We start from the raw sequence: 14,714 nt of genomic DNA, 5'->3' as shown, positions 1-14,714 counted from the left end.
TTCCGACAGCTCTGACGAGGAGTAAGTACCCGACATGACCAGTCAGTCCACCCTGCAGTCCGTGCCTGCCCTGGGGAAGCACCCGGCCTCCGGCTCCAACCCGAGCCGAGCCGAGACCAGGGAGCAACTCTCCAAGGCGTCGTACGACCTTCTTGTGATCGGCGGCGGCATCCTGGGCATCTCCACCGCCTGGCACGCCGCGCAGTCCGGACTCAGGGTGGCGCTGGTCGACGCCGGCGACTTCGCCGGTGCCACCTCCTCCGCCTCCTCCAAGCTGCTCCACGGCGGTCTGCGCTACCTGCAGACCGGCGCGGTGAAGCTGGTGGCGGAGAACCACTTCGAGCGCCGTGCGGTCTCCCGCCAGGTGGCCCCCCACCTGGCGAACCCGCTCACGTTCTACCTCCCCGTGTACAAGGGCGGGCCGCACGGCGCGGCGAAGCTCGGCGCGGGCGTCTTCGCCTACTCGGCGCTCTCCGCGTTCGGCGACGGCGTCGGCCACCTGCTCTCCCCCGCCAAGGCGGCGCAGGACGTGCCCGAGCTGCGCACCGACAACCTCAAGGCCGTGGCCGTGTACGGCGACGACCAGATGAACGACGCGCGCATGGCGCTGATGACGGTCCGGGCGGCCGTCGAGGCGGGCGCGGTCGTGCTCAACCACGCCGAGGTCACCGGGCTGCGCTTCACCAAGGGCCGGGTCACCGGCGCCGAGCTCAGGGACCGGATATCCGGCTCCGAGTTCGGGGTCAACGCCCGCCTGGTGCTGAACGCGACCGGCCCCTGGGTCGACCACCTGCGCCGGCTGGAGGACGCGAACGCGGCGCCCTCGATCCGCCTGTCCAAGGGTGCGCACCTGGTGCTGAAGCGCACCGCCCCCTGGAAGGCCGCGCTCGCCACCCCGATCGACAAGTACCGCATCACCTTCGCCCTCCCCTGGGAGGACATGCTGCTCCTCGGCACCACCGACGAGGAGTACGAGGGCGACCCGGCGGACGTCTCGGTCACCGAGAAGGACATAGCCCAGATCCTGGACGAGGCCGCGTTCTCCGTCCGGGACCAGCAGCTCCAGCGCGACCTGATGACCTACGCCTTCGCCGGTCTGCGGGTGCTGCCGGGCGGTCCCGGCAGCACCGCCAAGGCCAAGCGCGAGACGGTCGTGACCGAGGGCAAGGGCGGCATGCTGTCCGTCGCGGGCGGCAAGTGGACGACCTTCCGGCACATCGGCCGCACCGTGATGCAGAAGCTGGAGGAGCTGCCGGGTCACCCGCTCGGCGACGACTTCGAGCCGATCTCCTCGCTGCCGAAGAAGCTTCCGCTGCCCGGCGTCGCCAACCCGCGCGCGGTCGCCCACCGCCTGCTGGTGGACAACCCGGCGCCCGGCCCGCGCATGGCCGCCGACACGGCCAGGCACCTGGCCACCCACTACGGCTCCCTGGCCTTCGACATCGCCCGGCTGGCGAACGAGCACCCGGAACTGGCCGCGCGCGTCCACCCGGACGCCCCGGAGATCTGGGCGCAGGTCGTCTGGGCCCGCGACCACGAATGGGCCGAGACGCCGGACGACGTGCTGCGCCGCCGCACCACGCTGACCATCCGCGGCCTCGCGACCGACGAGGTCCGCGCCAAGGTCCAGGACCTGCTCGACGGGAAGTAGGCCCGGACGGCGGCCGGCCCCCTCCCTGACCAGGGCCGGCCGCCGTTGCCGCGCCGGAACCCGCCGCACCGGGTCCGGAAGGGCGGGAGGGGCGGCTCCACGCCGATGGAGCCGCCCCTTCCGGCTGCCCCTTCCGCCTGTCCGCCCGGCCGCCGCGGCAGCAACCCGGCGTGCCCCGGGCCACGTTGGGCACGGCCCCGTCGCGGGCCGGGCCGCCGGCGCAGCGGTGCCGTCCGGCGGGAGCGCGCCGGGTGTTCCGGCATGGCGAACGGGGCAGTGATCCGGGCAGCCCCCCGGTCAAGGGGGTCGCGGGCGCTCCCGCCGGACGCCGTAAGGTTGGGTGGTCAGGCGAGAGCACGTCGGAAGGAGGCACTGGGTGATCGAGCTGGAGGGGGTTCCCGAGCTGATCGACCCAGTCATGGTGGCCGCGTTCGAGGGCTGGAACGATGCAGGTGACGCCGCCTCCACGGCGGTCGCGCACCTGGAACGCGAGTGGAAGGGCGAGGTGTTCGCGGCGCTGGACGCCGAGGACTACTACGACTTCCAGGTGAACCGCCCCACGGTGTTCATGGACGGCGGGGTGCGAAAGATCACATGGCCGACGACCAGACTGTCGGTGGTGCGGGTCGGCGGGGAGAAGCCGCGCGACCTGGTGCTGGTCCGGGGCATCGAACCGTCCATGCGCTGGCGGTCGTTCTGCAACGAACTGCTCGGCTTCGCGCACGAGCTGGGCGTGGAGCTGGTGGTCGTCCTGGGCGCCCTGCTCGGCGACACCCCGCACACGCGTCCGGTGCCGGTCAGCGGGGTCACCTCCGACCCCGATCTGGCGCGCCGCATGGACCTGGAGGAGACCAAGTACGAGGGCCCGACGGGCATCGTCGGTGTCCTGCAGGAGGCCTGCACGCACGCGGGCGTGCCGGCGGTGTCGCTGTGGGCGGCGGTGCCGCACTACGTCTCCCAGCCGCCCAACCCCAAGGCCACGCTGGCCCTGCTCAACCGGCTGGAGGACCTGTTGGACCTGCGCATCCCGCAGGGCGAGCTGCCCGAGGACGCGCGCGCCTGGCAGGTGGGCGTGGACCAGCTGGCCGCCGAGGACAGTGAGGTCGCCGAGTACGTGCAGACGCTGGAGGAGGCCCGGGACACCGCCGAGCTGCCGGAGGCGTCCGGCGAGGCGATCGCCCGCGAGTTCGAGCGGTATCTGCGGCGCCGGGACGTCGGCCCGCCGGGCGGGCACGCCACGGCGGAGGGCGGTGAGGGCGGCTCCTTCCGGCGGGACACGTCCCGTGACACGCCCGGCGGGCGCAGCCGCCCGCCGAGGCCGGCCAAGCCCGACACGGACACCCCCGGCGACGCCGAGGGCGACGACGAGGACGGCGCCGAGGACTGAGCAGGGGCGGTACGCGAGTCGCGTACCGCCCCTTCGCCGTCAGGCCGGGTTCGCCCCCGGACCGGGCGGGTGCGTCACAGGGCCACGCCGAGCAGCGCGTCCACGGCCCGGGTGACCACACCGGAGGCACCGGTGTCGGTGCCGCCCTCCCGCTGCTGAAGGTCGGCCCAGCGGTCGACGGCGGCGAGCGCGGCGGGCGCGTCGAGGTCGTCGGCGAGGGCCGCGCGGATCTCCTCGACGAGCGCGTCGGCGGAGGGGCCGTCGGGCCGGGAGACGGCGGCCCGCCAGCGGCCGAGCCGGTCCTTCGCGTCGCGCAGGACCTGGTCGGTCCACTCCCAGTCGGAGCGGTAGTGGTGGGCGAGCAGGGTCAGCCGGATCGCGGCCGGGTCGACGCCGTCGCGGCGCAGCCCGGAGACGAAGACCAGGTTGCCCTTGGACTTCGACATCTTCTCGCCGTGCAGGGCGACCATCCCGGCGTGCACGTAGGCCTTGGCCATGGGGAACTCGCCGGTGAGCACCTGGGCGTGCGAGGCGCCCATCTCGTGGTGCGGGAAGGCCAGGTCGGAGCCGCCGCCCTGGACGTCGAAGCCCATGCCCAGGTGGTCGAGGGCGATCGCCACGCACTCGATGTGCCAGCCGGGGCGGCCGCGGCCGAGGGTGCCGCCGTCCCAGCTCGGCTCGCCCTCGCGGGCGGCCATCCACAGCATCGGGTCCAGCGGGTTCTTCTTGCCCGGCCGGTCCGGGTCGCCGCCGCGCTCGGCGGACAGCAGCCGCATCGCGGCCGCGTCCAGGTTCGAGACCTGCCCGAAGTGCGGGTCGGACTCGACGGAGAAGTAGACGTCGCCGTCGAGCTCGTAGGCCGCGCCGAGTTCACGCAGCCGCTCCACGAGCGGGACGATGCCGGGTATGGCCTCGACGGCGCCTATGTAGTGCTTGGGCGGGAGCATCCTGAGGGCGGTCATGTCCTCGCGGAAGAGGGTGGTCTCCTTCTCGGCGAGGGCGACCCAGTCGACGCCGTCCCGCTCCGCGCGCTCCAGCAGCGGATCGTCGACGTCGGTGACGTTCTGGACGTAGTGGACCTGCCGCTTGGTGTCGAGCCACACGCGCTGGACGAGGTCGAACGCGTTGTAGGTCGCCGCGTGACCCATGTGGGTCGCGTCGTACGGCGTGATGCCGCAGACGTAGATACGGGCGACGGGACCGGGGTCGAGGGTGACGAGGCCGCCGGTCGCGGTGTCGTGGATCCTCAGGTCGCGGCCCTGACCAGGCAGGGCGGGGACCTCGGAAGCGGGCCAGGCATGCATGTACATGAGCCTAACCGGCCGCGAGCTGCGGATACGAACGGGATCGGCCCGGATGGCCGGTTGTGCGTTCTTGCGCTTCAGGCCGTGATGTGCTCACACGGGCGGCCAGGGGATCGCCGGCCACTCCCCGCCCGGCTCCGGGTGGAGCCCGGTTCCGAGCAGCGCGTCGACACGCGCGCGCGTGGCGTCGATCTCGGCCGGGGTGATCAGCGGGGCCAGGCGCCCGGCCAGCTCACCGCCGCCGGCGAGGGACCCGCGCAGCGCCCGCAGCACCTCCACGGCCTCGGCCGTGAGCGGTTCCCCGGCCCAGCCCCACAGCAGGGTGCGCAGCTTGTCCTCGGTGTTGAAGGTGACCCCGTGGTCGATGCCGTAGAGCCGGCCGGCCACGGTGGGCAGCAGGTGGCCGCCCTTGCGGTCGGCGTTGTTGATCACGGCGTCGAGGACGGCCATGCGGCGCAGCCGCTCGTCGTCGGCGTGGACGAGCAGCGCGGTACGGCCCTCGCCGACGTCGGCGAGCCCGATCGCCTTCCAGCCGGGTTCCGGTTCCTCGGTGTCCACCAGGGCGAGCAGGTCCGCCTCGGCGGCGGCGTCGATCCACAGCTGGCACATGCCCTCGCCGTACGGGCCGTCGCGCAGCACGGTCGGCGGGACCAGTCCCCAGCCGGTGGCCACGGAGACCTCGTAGGCGGCCACCTCACGGCCGGCCAGGGTGCCGTCGGGGAAGTCCCACAGCGGGCGCTCCCCGGCCACCGGTTTGTATATGCAGGAGGCTTCCCGGCCGTCCAGGGCGACCGTGCAGAACAGCGCCGCGTTGGACGCCTCGCGGATGCGTCCGCGCACGGACAGCTCACCGCGCGCGAGCAGCTCGGCGGCGCCGTCGTCCGCGGCCGTCACGCTCCGCGGCGGTATCCGTTCTGGCGCGGACATACGTGTCCTTCCGGGTCGAGTGGGAGGCTGCACAGCGGGCACGGCGGCCGCCCGGCGTTGACGACGTCCAGGGCGCGCTTGGCGAAGGCCCTGGCCTGCGCGCCGGTCAGCCGGACCCGCAGCATCGGGGGCCCGTTCTCCTCGTCCTGGAGCAGCCGCTCCTCGGCCTCGGCGAGGTCCTCCTCGGTGTCGGCGTCCAGCTCCACCAGCGCCTGCGCCTCCACGATCATGCGCTGTTCCTCGCCGTCCCAGGCCAGGGCCATGGTGCCGACCCGGAACTCCTCCTCGATGGGGGTGTCCAGCGGGCCGGAGTCGGCGACCTCCGTGGGCGCCACGGCGGGGACGGCGGCGCTGCCGCCGCTGCGCCGTACGACCTCGTCCAGCAGCTCGTCCATGCGCTCGGCGAGCGCGGCGACCTGGGTCTTCTCCAGGGCCACGCTGGTCACCCGGGAGCCCGCGATGGCTTGGAGGAAGAACGTACGGCGTCCGGGCAGCCCGACCGTGCCCGCGACGAAGCGGTCCGGCGGGTCGAAGAGGAACACCTGACGTGACACGTCCTGTCTCCATTTGGATTCGGGGATTGCTGCGGTGCGGGCCATTGCGGGTGCGACGGGGTGGGTCGCTTCACCCTACTGCGGCCGACGATCACGGTGCGCCCGCACCACCACCGACCGGTGCGTCGCCCTCCCCGGGCTCCTCGCGCGGGGCGAGCGAAGCGAGGTCCCCGGTGTCGCCGAGGCGGACGAGGAACGGCCTGAGGCGGGTGTAACGGATCGCGGTGATGGAACACGGTTCCACGGAGATCCGCTGGAAGAGGTCGAGATGGAGTCCGAGGGCGTCGGCGACGAGCGACTTGATGATGTCGCCGTGCGAGCACATGAGGTAGACGGCGTCGGCGCCGTGGTCGCGCTCCACGCGCGCGTTCCACTCGCGTACGGCCTCGGCTGCGCGGGTCTGCATGGCCCGCATGGACTCGCCGCCCGGGAAGGCGGCGGCCGACGGGTGGGCCTGGACGACCTCCATCAGCGGCTCGTCCTTCAGTTCGGCGAGCTTGCGTCCGGACCAGTCGCCGTAGTGGCACTCACCGATGCGTTCGTCGGTGTGGGCGCGCAGTCCGGGCCGGGCGTCGAGCAGCGGCCGTACGGTCTCCTGGCAGCGTTGCAGGGGGCTCGCGACGACCTCGGCGAGCGGCAGCTCCGCAAGCCGTCCGGGCAGCGCGGCGGCCTGTGCGGCGCCGCGCTCGTCGAGGGCGACGCCTGGCGTCCACCCGGCGAGCACACCCGAGGTGTTGGCGGTCGACCGTCCGTGCCTGACGAGGATCAGCGTGGGCATGCGGCCCAGGGTAAGCGCATCAGTACATGCACTGGTGAACGGGCGAAGGGAGAATGCGCTCCGTGATCGTGGACTGCGCCGTGTACCGGCACGGGCTCCGTACCGAGGGCCCCGAGGACCTGTCCGACGCGCTGGACGAGGCGCGGGCGGCGGGCGGCTTCGTGTGGATCGGGCTGCACGAGCCGTCGGAACGGGAGTTCGACCTGGTCACCCGGGAGTTCGGACTGCATCCGCTGGCGGTCGAGGACGCCCTCAAGGCCCATCAGCGGCCCAAGCTGGAGGTGTACGACGACTCGCTCTTCATGGTCCTCAAGCCGGTGGTGTACGAGCCGGAGGGCGACACCGTCTCGGCCGGGGAGGTCATGGTGTTCGTCGGCGACGGCTTCGTGGTGACGGTCCGGCACGGGGTGGGGGCGCCGCTGGCGGCCGTACGGCGCCGTCTGGAGGAGGACCCGGAGATGCTCGGCACGGGCCCCACCTCGGTGCTGTACGCGATCTCCGACGCCGTCGTGGACCACTACCTGGAGGTGGCGACGGAGCTGCAGACCGACCTGGAGGAGCTGGAGGCGGAGGTGTTCGAGCCGGTGAGCGGCGGTTCGCGGCACACCGCGTCGCGGATCTACGGGTTCAAGCGGCAGGTCCTGGAGTTCCGCCGGGCGACCGGGCCGCTCGCGGTGCCGCTGACCCGGCTGGCCGGCACCGGACCGCTCGGCGGGGGCGGCGGGGTGCGGTTCGTGGACGACAAGGCACGGCCCTTCTTCCGGGACGTGAGCGACCACCTCACGCGCGTGAACGAGTCCGTGGAAAGCCTGGACCGGCTGGTGTCGGACATCCTGTCGGCGCACCTGGCGCAGACGAGCGTGCGGCAGAACGACGACATGCGGAAGATCTCCGCCTGGGCGGCGATGGCCGCGGTGCCGACGATGATCGCGGGCGTGTACGGCATGAACTTCGACCACATGCCCGAGCTGCACTGGCTGTGGTCGTATCCGGTGGTGGTCGTGCTGATGGCCGTGCTGGAGGTGCTGCTGTACCGGCAGTTCAAGCGGCGCGGCTGGCTGTGAGCGGGCCGTCGGAGGGCCGGGAGCGGGCCGACCTCAAGAAGGAGCGCCGGGGGTCGTAACCACCCGGCGTCCGGTGCGTTGTTCTGCGTGACGGCCGTGGCGGGGAAGACCCCCGAGCCCCCACCACGGCCGCAGAACTTCCCGCGCGGCGAGTGCTAGCCGAGGCCGGCGCGCTCCAGGGCCTCGCTGCCGGCCCGCAGCGAGGCGATCCGCTCGTCGAGCGTGAAGCCCGCGGGGGCCAGGGAGAGGGTGGTGACGCCGGCGGCGGCGTAGGCCTTCATCCGCTCGGCGATGCGGTCCACGGACCCCAGCAGCGTCGTCTTGTCGATCAGGTCCTGCGGGACCGCGGCCGCGGCGCCCTGCTTGTCGCCGGACAGGTACTTCTCCTGGATCTCGGCGGCCTCCTTCTCGTATCCCATGCGCTGAGCGAGCCGGTTGTAGAAGTTCTGCTTGAAGCTGCCCATGCCGCCGACGTACAGCGCGGTGTAGGGCCGGAAGGTGTCCGCGAGCCGGGACACGTCCTTGTCGTCGCCGACGGCCAGCGGCAGGGTCGGGCAGATGTCGAACCCGTCGAGGGTCTTGCCGGCCTTCTCCCGTCCGGCGCGCAGATGCGTGATCGTGGTGTCCTCGAGGTGCTCGGCGGACGGGAAGATGAGCAGGGCGCCGTCGGCGATCTCGCCGGTCTGCTCGAGATTCTTCGGGCCGATGGCGGCGATGTACAGCGGGATGTGCTCGCGCTGCGGGTGCACGGTCAGCTTGATCGGCTTGCCCGGGCCGCCGGGCAGCGGCAGCGTCCAGTGCGCGCCCTCGAACGACAGCCGCTCGCGGGTCATCGCCCTCCGTACGATCTCCACGTACTCGCGGGTGCGGGAGAGCGGCTTGTCGAACCTGACGCCGTACCAGCCCTCGGAGACCTGCGGGCCGGAGACGCCGAGGCCGAGCCGGAAGCGGCCCTTGGACAGCGAGTCCAGGGTCGCCGCGGTCATCGCGGTCATGGCCGGCTGCCGGGCCGGGATCTGGAAGATCGCCGAGCCGACGTCGATGCGCTCGGTCTGGGCGGCGACCCAGCTGAGCACGGTGGCCGCGTCCGAGCCGTACGCCTCGGCGGCCCAGCACACGGCGTAGCCCAGCCGCTCGGCCTCCTGCGCGACGGCCAGATTGTCCGCGTCCATCCCGGCACCCCAGTAGCCGAGGTTGATCCCGAGCTGCATGGCCACATCCCCTTACCCATGAGTAACGTCGTTGGCCGCGACCTTAGCGAGCCGGGGCCGTCCCCGCACAGCCCCCGCCCGCCGCTCCCGCCGGTACCGGTGCCGGTGCGGCCCGGGAATCCGGGCGTCCACCGGGGCGGATCCGGTTGTCCACAGGCACCCACGGCACCAGTTCTGGCCAGTAATCTCGCGCACATGGAGCAGAGGCATCTCGGCCGTACCGGCCTGCGCGTGTCCCGGATCGGACTCGGCACCCTCACCTGGGGGCGGGACACCGACGAGCACGACGCCGCGGACATGCTGAAGACGTTCTGGGAGGCCGGCGGCACCCTCGTCGACACCGCGGACGTGTACGGCGACGGTGAGGCGGAGTACCTGCTCGGGCGGCTCATGGAGGGTCTGGTGCCCCGGCGGGACCTGGTGATCTCCACCAAGGCGGGCAGCGTCCCCGACCCGGACCGCCGCGTCGACGGCTCCCGCGGCCATCTGCTCGCCGCTCTCGACGCCTCCCTCGCCCGCCTCGGCACCGACCACGTCGACCTGTGGCAGATCCACGCCCACGATCCCGGCACCCCGCTGGAGGAGACCCTCCAGGCCCTCGACCTGGCGGTGAGCAGCGGCCGGGCCCGGTACGTGGGCGTCGCCAACTTCTGCGGCTGGCAGCTCGCCAAGGCGGCCACCTGGCAGCTCGCCGCGCCGGGGCGCACCCCGCTGGCCGGCACGCAGCTCGAGTACTCGCTGCTCCAGCGCGGCGCCGAGCGCGAGGTGCTGCCCGCCGCGCTCGACCTGGGCGTCGGTCTGCTGCCCTCCTCCCCGCTGGGCCGCGGTGTGCTCACCGGCAAGTACCGGCACACCACTCCGGTGGACTCGCGCGGTGCCTCCGAGCACCTCGCGCCGTTCGTCGAGCCGTACCTCGACGACACCGCCTCCCACATCGTCGACGCCGTCACGACGGCCGCGGACGGGCTCGCGGTCACCCCGCTCCAGGTGGCCCTCGCCTGGGTCAGGGACCGGCCCGGGGTCGCCGCCCCGATCGTCGGCGCGCGCAACGCGCAGCAGCTCACGGCGGCACTGTCAGTGGAGGCGCTTAGTCTTCCTGACGAGATCTGCCGGGCGCTGGACGATGTGTCGGCGCCCGTGCACCGCTATCCCGATCACGACTGGAGCACGCTGTGAGCACGGAGCCGGAGACCACGGAGGACACCGCGCCCGAGGCCCCGGACACCCCGGAGAGCCCGGACACTGAGCGGACCCCGGAGCAGGGCACGGCGACCGGGGACGACCCGGGGAGCACGGGTGCGCAGCCAGCGGGCGACGCGGGCGGGCCCGAGCCGTCCGAGGCGGAGGCCGAGCTGGCCGCGCAGCGGCTGGAGCGGGAACGGATCGAGCGGCGCAAGTCCGAGCGGAAGACGCCCATCGCGAGCGGCACCGCCCTCAGCGGGAAGGCGGCCGACCTGCTCGCCGCGGTCCGGGCGGTGGAGAGCGGCGAGCAGCCGACCGCCGCGGTCTTCGCCGAACCCGCGCCGGTCCCCCGCCGCCCGGCCCCCGAGCCGGTCCGGCGGCCGCAGCAGCCCGCCCCCGCCGCGGCGCCCGCCGCCCACGCGCCCGGGTCCGAGACCGTCGAGGCCGTGCGGCGGGTGCTCGCCGAGGGCGGGGCGCCCGAGGCCCTGGCCGTCCAGGCCGCAACGGGACTCGGCGAGGGCGCCGACACCGTGCTGCGCGAGGACCCCTGGCAGCTGCTGCGGATCGGCGGGGTGCGGCCGGAGCAGGCCGACGGGTTCGCGCGGGCGCTGCTCGGCGCGGAGTGCCGCCCGGACGACGAACGGCGGGGCCGCGCGGTGACCGTCTGGCTCCTGGAGCAGGCGGCGCTCGCCGGGCACACCGCGCTCGAACTGACGGCGCTCACCGCGGCCCTGGCGCAGCGCGGCGTGCCGGACCCGGACGCGGCGGTGCAGAGCACGATCGCCGAGGCGGAGGCGCTGGTCTTCCAGGACGCCCTGGAGGAGCCGGGCGCCCCGGCCCCGCGGGAGGAGGACGGCGAGGAGGAGGAGCGCCCGGTCCGGGTCCTCGCCGGTCTGGAGCGGTACGCGCTCGCCGAGGAGAGCCTCGCCGACGGCCTGGCCCGGCTGGTCAGCTCGTTGCCGAAGGAGACCACCGGGCCGTGGGAGGCGGTCACCGCCCGGGCGTCCGGCGGCGCGGTCGAACTGGCCCGCGCGGTCGCCGGGCACGCTCTGGTGCTGCACACCGGCGGCGAGGCGGCCCGCGCCGAACCGGCCGCGCTGCTCGGTGCGGCCCGGGCCGCCGGGCTGCGTGCCTTCGCCGTCTGCCACACCCCGGGCGGCAGCCGCCGCCTCGCCGCGCTGCTCGGTGACGCAGAGGGCGCCCCGGCTGTCGGCACGGTCGCCGGTGTCCTCTCCGGGACCGAGGGGCCCGGCCGGGACGCGGAGGGCGCGCTGGACATGGATCTGCTGATCGTGCTGGACGCGCCCCAACTCGACGTGGAGAGCGGCGCGATGCTGGTGGAGTCGCTGCCCGACGGGGCCCGGCTGGTGCTCAGCGGCGACCCCGCGGTGCTGTGGTCGGCCGGGCCCGGCCGGGTCTTCGCCGATCTGCTGGCCGCCCGCGCCTGCCCGCAGCTCGCCTCCCGCACTCCCGACCCCGGCCCGCTGGGCGAGCTGGTCTCCGGCATCGGGGCCGGCGAGCTGAACCAGGTGGAGGCGCCCGGCAAGGAGATCGTCATCGTTCCGGTGCGGGACGCGGGCGAGGCAGTGCACCGGACGGTGCAACTGGTCGCGGACTCGGTGCCGCGGGCGATCGGGGTGCCGCCCGAGCAGACGGTGGTGATCACCCCGGGTCACGGCGGCGCCGCCGGCACCCGGGCCCTGAACGCCGCTCTGAAGGAACGCCTCAACCCGGGGCCCGGCCGCTTCGGCGGCTTCGACCCCGGCGACCGGATCGCCTACTCCCCCGCCCCGGGCCGTACGGTGCCGGGCCGCGTGGTGAACGCCGACGCCGACGGGCTGCGTCTGGAGTGCGCGGGCGAGCCCGTCGTCGTGCCCCGGGAGCGGGTGGAGCAGTCGGTGCGGCACGGCTGGGCGCTGACCGCGCATCAGGCGGTGGGCGGCCGCTGGCCGGCCGCGGTGGTGGTACTGCCCGGGGACGCCGCGCAGACCCTCACCAGACCCTGGGTGTACACGGCCTTCGGCCGGGCCGAGCGCCATGTGTCAGTGGTGCACGGTGTGGAACAGGCACTGCCGAGGGCCGTGGCGGAGGTCCCGGCCAAGCCCCGGACGACCCGTCTGCAGACGTTGCTGCGCGCCCAGGTCCCCGCGGCGGGCTGACCGGGCCGCCGGCTTCGCACCCGGCGGAGGCCGGCGGTGGGGGGGGGGGCCGGGGGCGGGGGGGGCCCCCCCCCCGCGGGGCCCCCGCGGCGCCGGGGGGGGGGGCCGGGGCCCGGGGGCCCCCCCCGGGGGGGGGGGGGGGGGCCCCCCCGGCCCCGGCCCCCGGCCCCCACCGCCGGACCGGGTCACCGCTCGGCGTCCAGCGGCTCCAGATCGTCGTCGCCGTCCAGTTCGTCGTCCGCGTCCAGCTCGTCGAGGCCCTCGTCGTCGTCCTCGGGGTCCTCGTGGTCCTCGTCGTCGTCCTCGTGGTCCTCGTCGAACACCGCGCTGACGTCGAACCGGCACAGCACCCGCTCCGGGTCGACCTGGTCGAAGGGGGCCTCCAGCCACTCACCGGGTTCGGCCGGCTCGTCAACGGCGGTGACCCAGAGCGTGGAGTCGCCCTCCTCCAGGCCGAACTCCTTGTGCCGGGAGGCGATCTCGTCCGGTTCGAACTCGCCGAAGAGGACACCGAGCGCCCCGGGGACGGTGGCGGCGGCATCGTCGTTCGCGCCCTCGCCGTCCTCGTACTCCGCCGCCTCGACCCGCTGGGCCTGGGCCAGCAGCCGCTGTGGCTCCGCCACGGAGTAGTCGCGGCGGATCAGCACGCTGACGGCGTTCGGTTCCCCGGGGCCCGCGTACGGCGGCAGCGAGTCCTCCGCACCTGGGATCTCGAACGGCGTGACCTCGTCGTAGCGGTCGTAGAGCAGCTCGTCGTACGTCTCGGCGGCCGACGCCAGCTCGTTGAACGCCTCGTAGACGGCCTGGTCGTCCTCCCCCGTCCTGCGTTCGACCGCGGCCAGGTGACGGTCGAGCGCGGTCTTGACCGCCTCGACGGCGGCGCGTACCTCGGCAGCGGTGGGCTGCGCAGCATCAGACATAGTGCAGACGCTATCCGTACCGGGCACCAGCCCGCACAATAGATGCGATGCCGGAATACGAATTTGTCGACGTGTACGTGCCTCGCGGGGTGTCCCGCAAGGAGGCCACACGCCTGCTGACGGACCATGCCGAGTACGGACACTGGGAGTTGGACCGACTGAGCCTGCTGCGTGACGGCAGCCGCAAGGTGCGGTTGCGCCGACGGATCATCCGCCAGGTGCGGGCCACGTGGTGAGGCAGTCCGCGTGAACAGCGGAGCGGGCCCCGCCGGGACGGCGGGGCCCGCTCCGCTGTTCACGGCCTTCCGGCCACGGCGTTCCGGCTAGGCGGAGGCCCGGGCCTTGCGGTACAGCACCGCGCCCGCGAGCAGCGCGCCCGCGCCGGCCGGCAGCGCGAGCCCGAGCGGCACCTCGCTTCCGGTGTGGGCGAGCTGACCGCCGCCCAGGGACCGCTCCGAGCCGCCGTCCTGCGTCCTGACCTGGGACGAACCGTGCGGCGTCCGGCCGGTGTCGGCGGGCGGAGTGGCCGGCGTTCCCGGGTGACCGGGAGTGCCCGGGGTGCCAGGGTGGCCCGGAGTACCCGGGTGACCAGGCGTTCCGGGATGGCCCGGAGTACCGGGGTGACCCGGAGTGCCCGGGTTCCCGGGGTGGCCCCGGTGTCCGGGGTTGCCGGGCGGGTTGTGGTGCCCGCCGCCGTTGGCGCAGTCGTTGCCCTTGGCGGCGTTGCCGGCGCCCACGACGTTCACGCTGTTGCCGCACACGTTCACCGGGACGTCGACCGGCACCTGGACGGTGTTGCCGGAGCCGACGCCGGGCGAGTGGTCGCTGCGGCCGCTCGCGTGGGAGCCGCCGGACCTGCCGTGGCCGCCCGAGCGGCTGCCGCCGTGGTTGGCGCACGCGTTGCCCATGGCCGGGTTGAGGAGCCCGACCACGTTCACGGTGTTGCCGCAGACGTTCACCGGCACGTGCACCGGCGCCTGCACGGTGTTGCCGGACAGCACGCCGGGCGAACCGGTGGCGGATCCGGCCGCGCCGGCGTCGGCGTGCGCGTAGCCGCTCGCGGCGGCGATCACGCCGGTGGCGGCGGCCATGGTCATCAGACCCTTGCGGGTACTCTGTCGCATTGCGGAATTCCCCCCTGCCTTCGATGATTTCTGCACCATCCGCGAAAAAGGAATTCCGCGGAGAAAGGCCGGTCGGCCCCGGAGCGCATGGCGCGCGCTCCGGGGCCGACGGCTCGTAAAAGACGCCCCTCGGGGAGCCGGCGTCAGTCGTTGACGCAGCCGTTGCCGAAGGCGGGGTTCAGGAGCCCGATCACGTCGACCGTGTTGCCGCAGACGTTCACCGGAACGTGGACGGGTACCTCGATGACGTTGCCGGAGACGACACCCGGCGAGTGCGCGGCGGCACCCTGGGCACCCGAGTCGGCGACGGCCAGGCCCGCGCCCGCGAGAACCAGACCACCGGTGGCGGCCGCGGCAGCGACGACCTTCTTGATCATTTATTCCTCCTAGTTGGCAATGCGATCCCAAGGTGCGGGGATCACATCACCTGTAACGAGGAGGGGGTAATGGGGC

14 protein-coding genes are annotated in these 14,714 nt (G+C 73.7%); 6 read left to right on the top strand and 8 right to left on the bottom strand.

From position 1 onward, the window contains the following. Positions 1 to 34 precede the first annotated feature (34 nt). Positions 35 to 1,651, top strand: coding sequence for an FAD-dependent oxidoreductase (locus ACFVVO_RS19455; RefSeq protein WP_390056439.1), 1,617 nt, complete (start codon positions 35 to 37; stop codon positions 1,649 to 1,651). Between the two features lie 376 nt (positions 1,652 to 2,027). Then, positions 2,028 to 3,038: a PAC2 family protein gene (locus ACFVVO_RS19450; RefSeq protein WP_390056437.1), complete on the top strand. Its 1,011-nt coding sequence runs from the start codon at positions 2,028 to 2,030 to the stop codon at positions 3,036 to 3,038. Positions 3,039 to 3,112: 74 nt separating this feature from the next. Here the strand turns inward: ACFVVO_RS19450 and mshC are convergent, their stop codons facing one another. The 4 genes from mshC to ACFVVO_RS19430 form a co-directional block, all read right to left on the bottom strand. Further along, positions 3,113 to 4,342, bottom strand: a complete 1,230-nt coding sequence (gene mshC / locus ACFVVO_RS19445; RefSeq protein ID WP_390056435.1) for a cysteine--1-D-myo-inosityl 2-amino-2-deoxy-alpha-D-glucopyranoside ligase — start codon at positions 4,340 to 4,342, stop codon at positions 3,113 to 3,115. Between the two features lie 93 nt (positions 4,343 to 4,435). After that, positions 4,436 to 5,269, bottom strand: a complete 834-nt coding sequence (locus ACFVVO_RS19440) for an SCO1664 family protein (protein WP_390056433.1) — start codon at positions 5,267 to 5,269, stop codon at positions 4,436 to 4,438. Next, complete coding sequence (locus tag ACFVVO_RS19435) at positions 5,233 to 5,823, bottom strand: DUF3090 domain-containing protein (protein WP_390056432.1); 591 nt, start codon at positions 5,821 to 5,823, stop codon at positions 5,233 to 5,235. The genes ACFVVO_RS19440 and ACFVVO_RS19435 overlap by 37 nt, the downstream gene beginning before the upstream one ends. Before the next feature lie 91 nt (positions 5,824 to 5,914). Continuing rightward, positions 5,915 to 6,601 (bottom strand): histidine phosphatase family protein, encoded by a 687-nt coding sequence (locus ACFVVO_RS19430; RefSeq protein ID WP_390056430.1) that lies wholly within the window; start codon positions 6,599 to 6,601, stop codon positions 5,915 to 5,917. Between the two features lie 62 nt (positions 6,602 to 6,663). Here ACFVVO_RS19430 and ACFVVO_RS19425 point away from each other — a divergent pair, with 62 nt between their 5' ends. After that, the gene (locus ACFVVO_RS19425; RefSeq protein ID WP_390056428.1) at positions 6,664 to 7,665 is read left to right on the top strand and encodes a magnesium and cobalt transport protein CorA; all 1,002 of its coding nucleotides are present in this window, start codon (positions 6,664 to 6,666) and stop codon (positions 7,663 to 7,665) included. A gap of 155 nt (positions 7,666 to 7,820) precedes the next feature. On the opposite strand, the gene ACFVVO_RS19420 is transcribed toward ACFVVO_RS19425, so the two are convergent. Next, positions 7,821 to 8,876: an LLM class F420-dependent oxidoreductase gene (locus ACFVVO_RS19420; protein WP_390056426.1), complete on the bottom strand. Its 1,056-nt coding sequence runs from the start codon at positions 8,874 to 8,876 to the stop codon at positions 7,821 to 7,823. Positions 8,877 to 9,071: 195 nt separating this feature from the next. Here ACFVVO_RS19420 and ACFVVO_RS19415 point away from each other — a divergent pair, with 195 nt between their 5' ends. Together ACFVVO_RS19415 and ACFVVO_RS19410 are read left to right on the top strand one after the other, a co-directional pair. Beyond that, complete coding sequence (locus ACFVVO_RS19415) at positions 9,072 to 10,052, top strand: aldo/keto reductase (RefSeq protein ID WP_390056424.1); 981 nt, start codon at positions 9,072 to 9,074, stop codon at positions 10,050 to 10,052. Then, positions 10,049 to 12,217, top strand: coding sequence for a helix-hairpin-helix domain-containing protein (locus tag ACFVVO_RS19410; RefSeq protein ID WP_390056423.1), 2,169 nt, complete (start codon positions 10,049 to 10,051; stop codon positions 12,215 to 12,217). Before ACFVVO_RS19415 ends, ACFVVO_RS19410 begins: the two co-directional genes overlap by 4 nt. Positions 12,218 to 12,402: 185 nt before the next feature. Here the strand turns inward: ACFVVO_RS19410 and ACFVVO_RS19405 are convergent, their stop codons facing one another. Then, positions 12,403 to 13,137, bottom strand: coding sequence for a hypothetical protein (locus ACFVVO_RS19405; RefSeq protein ID WP_390056422.1), 735 nt, complete (start codon positions 13,135 to 13,137; stop codon positions 12,403 to 12,405). Positions 13,138 to 13,184: 47 nt separating this feature from the next. Between ACFVVO_RS19405 and ACFVVO_RS19400 the strand changes: the two genes are divergently transcribed. After that, a complete protein-coding gene (locus ACFVVO_RS19400) occupies positions 13,185 to 13,373 on the top strand; it encodes a DUF5703 family protein (protein ID WP_043407302.1) in 189 nt (62 codons plus the stop codon). Between the two features lie 87 nt (positions 13,374 to 13,460). Here ACFVVO_RS19400 and ACFVVO_RS19395 read toward each other — a convergent pair whose 3' ends face one another. Both ACFVVO_RS19395 and chpH read right to left on the bottom strand, forming a co-directional pair. Continuing rightward, on the bottom strand, positions 13,461 to 14,261 hold the full coding sequence (locus ACFVVO_RS19395; protein WP_390056421.1) for a chaplin family protein: 801 nt from the start codon (positions 14,259 to 14,261) through the stop codon (positions 13,461 to 13,463). A 143-nt stretch (positions 14,262 to 14,404) separates the two neighbouring features. Next, positions 14,405 to 14,638, bottom strand: a complete 234-nt coding sequence (gene chpH / locus ACFVVO_RS19390; RefSeq protein ID WP_390056420.1) for a chaplin ChpH — start codon at positions 14,636 to 14,638, stop codon at positions 14,405 to 14,407. Between the last annotated feature and the right edge of the window lie 76 nt (positions 14,639 to 14,714).

Origin of the sequence: Streptomyces sp. NPDC058145, assembly GCF_042884245.1 — a bacterium.
In the GTDB taxonomy this organism is placed as follows: domain Bacteria; phylum Actinomycetota; class Actinomycetes; order Streptomycetales; family Streptomycetaceae; genus Streptomyces.
Note: the sequence above shows the minus strand (reverse complement) of the source record. Positions and strands in the feature narration are given on the sequence as shown.

Excerpts from the sequence above, each read along its gene's own strand:
- ACFVVO_RS19415 (WP_390056424.1), top strand. The coding sequence starts at position 9,072 with ATGGAGCAGAGGCATCTCGGCCGTACCGGCCTGCGCGTGTCCCGGATC.
- ACFVVO_RS19420 (WP_390056426.1), bottom strand. The coding sequence starts at position 8,876 with ATGCAGCTCGGGATCAACCTCGGCTACTGGGGTGCCGGGATGGACGCG.
- ACFVVO_RS19400 (WP_043407302.1), top strand. The coding sequence starts at position 13,185 with ATGCCGGAATACGAATTTGTCGACGTGTACGTGCCTCGCGGGGTGTCC.
- ACFVVO_RS19455 (WP_390056439.1), top strand. The coding sequence starts at position 35 with ATGACCAGTCAGTCCACCCTGCAGTCCGTGCCTGCCCTGGGGAAGCAC.
- ACFVVO_RS19395 (WP_390056421.1), bottom strand. The coding sequence starts at position 14,261 with ATGCGACAGAGTACCCGCAAGGGTCTGATGACCATGGCCGCCGCCACC.
- ACFVVO_RS19430 (WP_390056430.1), bottom strand. The coding sequence starts at position 6,601 with ATGCCCACGCTGATCCTCGTCAGGCACGGACGGTCGACCGCCAACACC.
- ACFVVO_RS19440 (WP_390056433.1), bottom strand. The coding sequence starts at position 5,269 with ATGTCCGCGCCAGAACGGATACCGCCGCGGAGCGTGACGGCCGCGGAC.
- mshC (WP_390056435.1), bottom strand. The coding sequence starts at position 4,342 with ATGCATGCCTGGCCCGCTTCCGAGGTCCCCGCCCTGCCTGGTCAGGGC.
- ACFVVO_RS19405 (WP_390056422.1), bottom strand. The coding sequence starts at position 13,137 with ATGTCTGATGCTGCGCAGCCCACCGCTGCCGAGGTACGCGCCGCCGTC.
- chpH (WP_390056420.1), bottom strand. The coding sequence starts at position 14,638 with ATGATCAAGAAGGTCGTCGCTGCCGCGGCCGCCACCGGTGGTCTGGTT.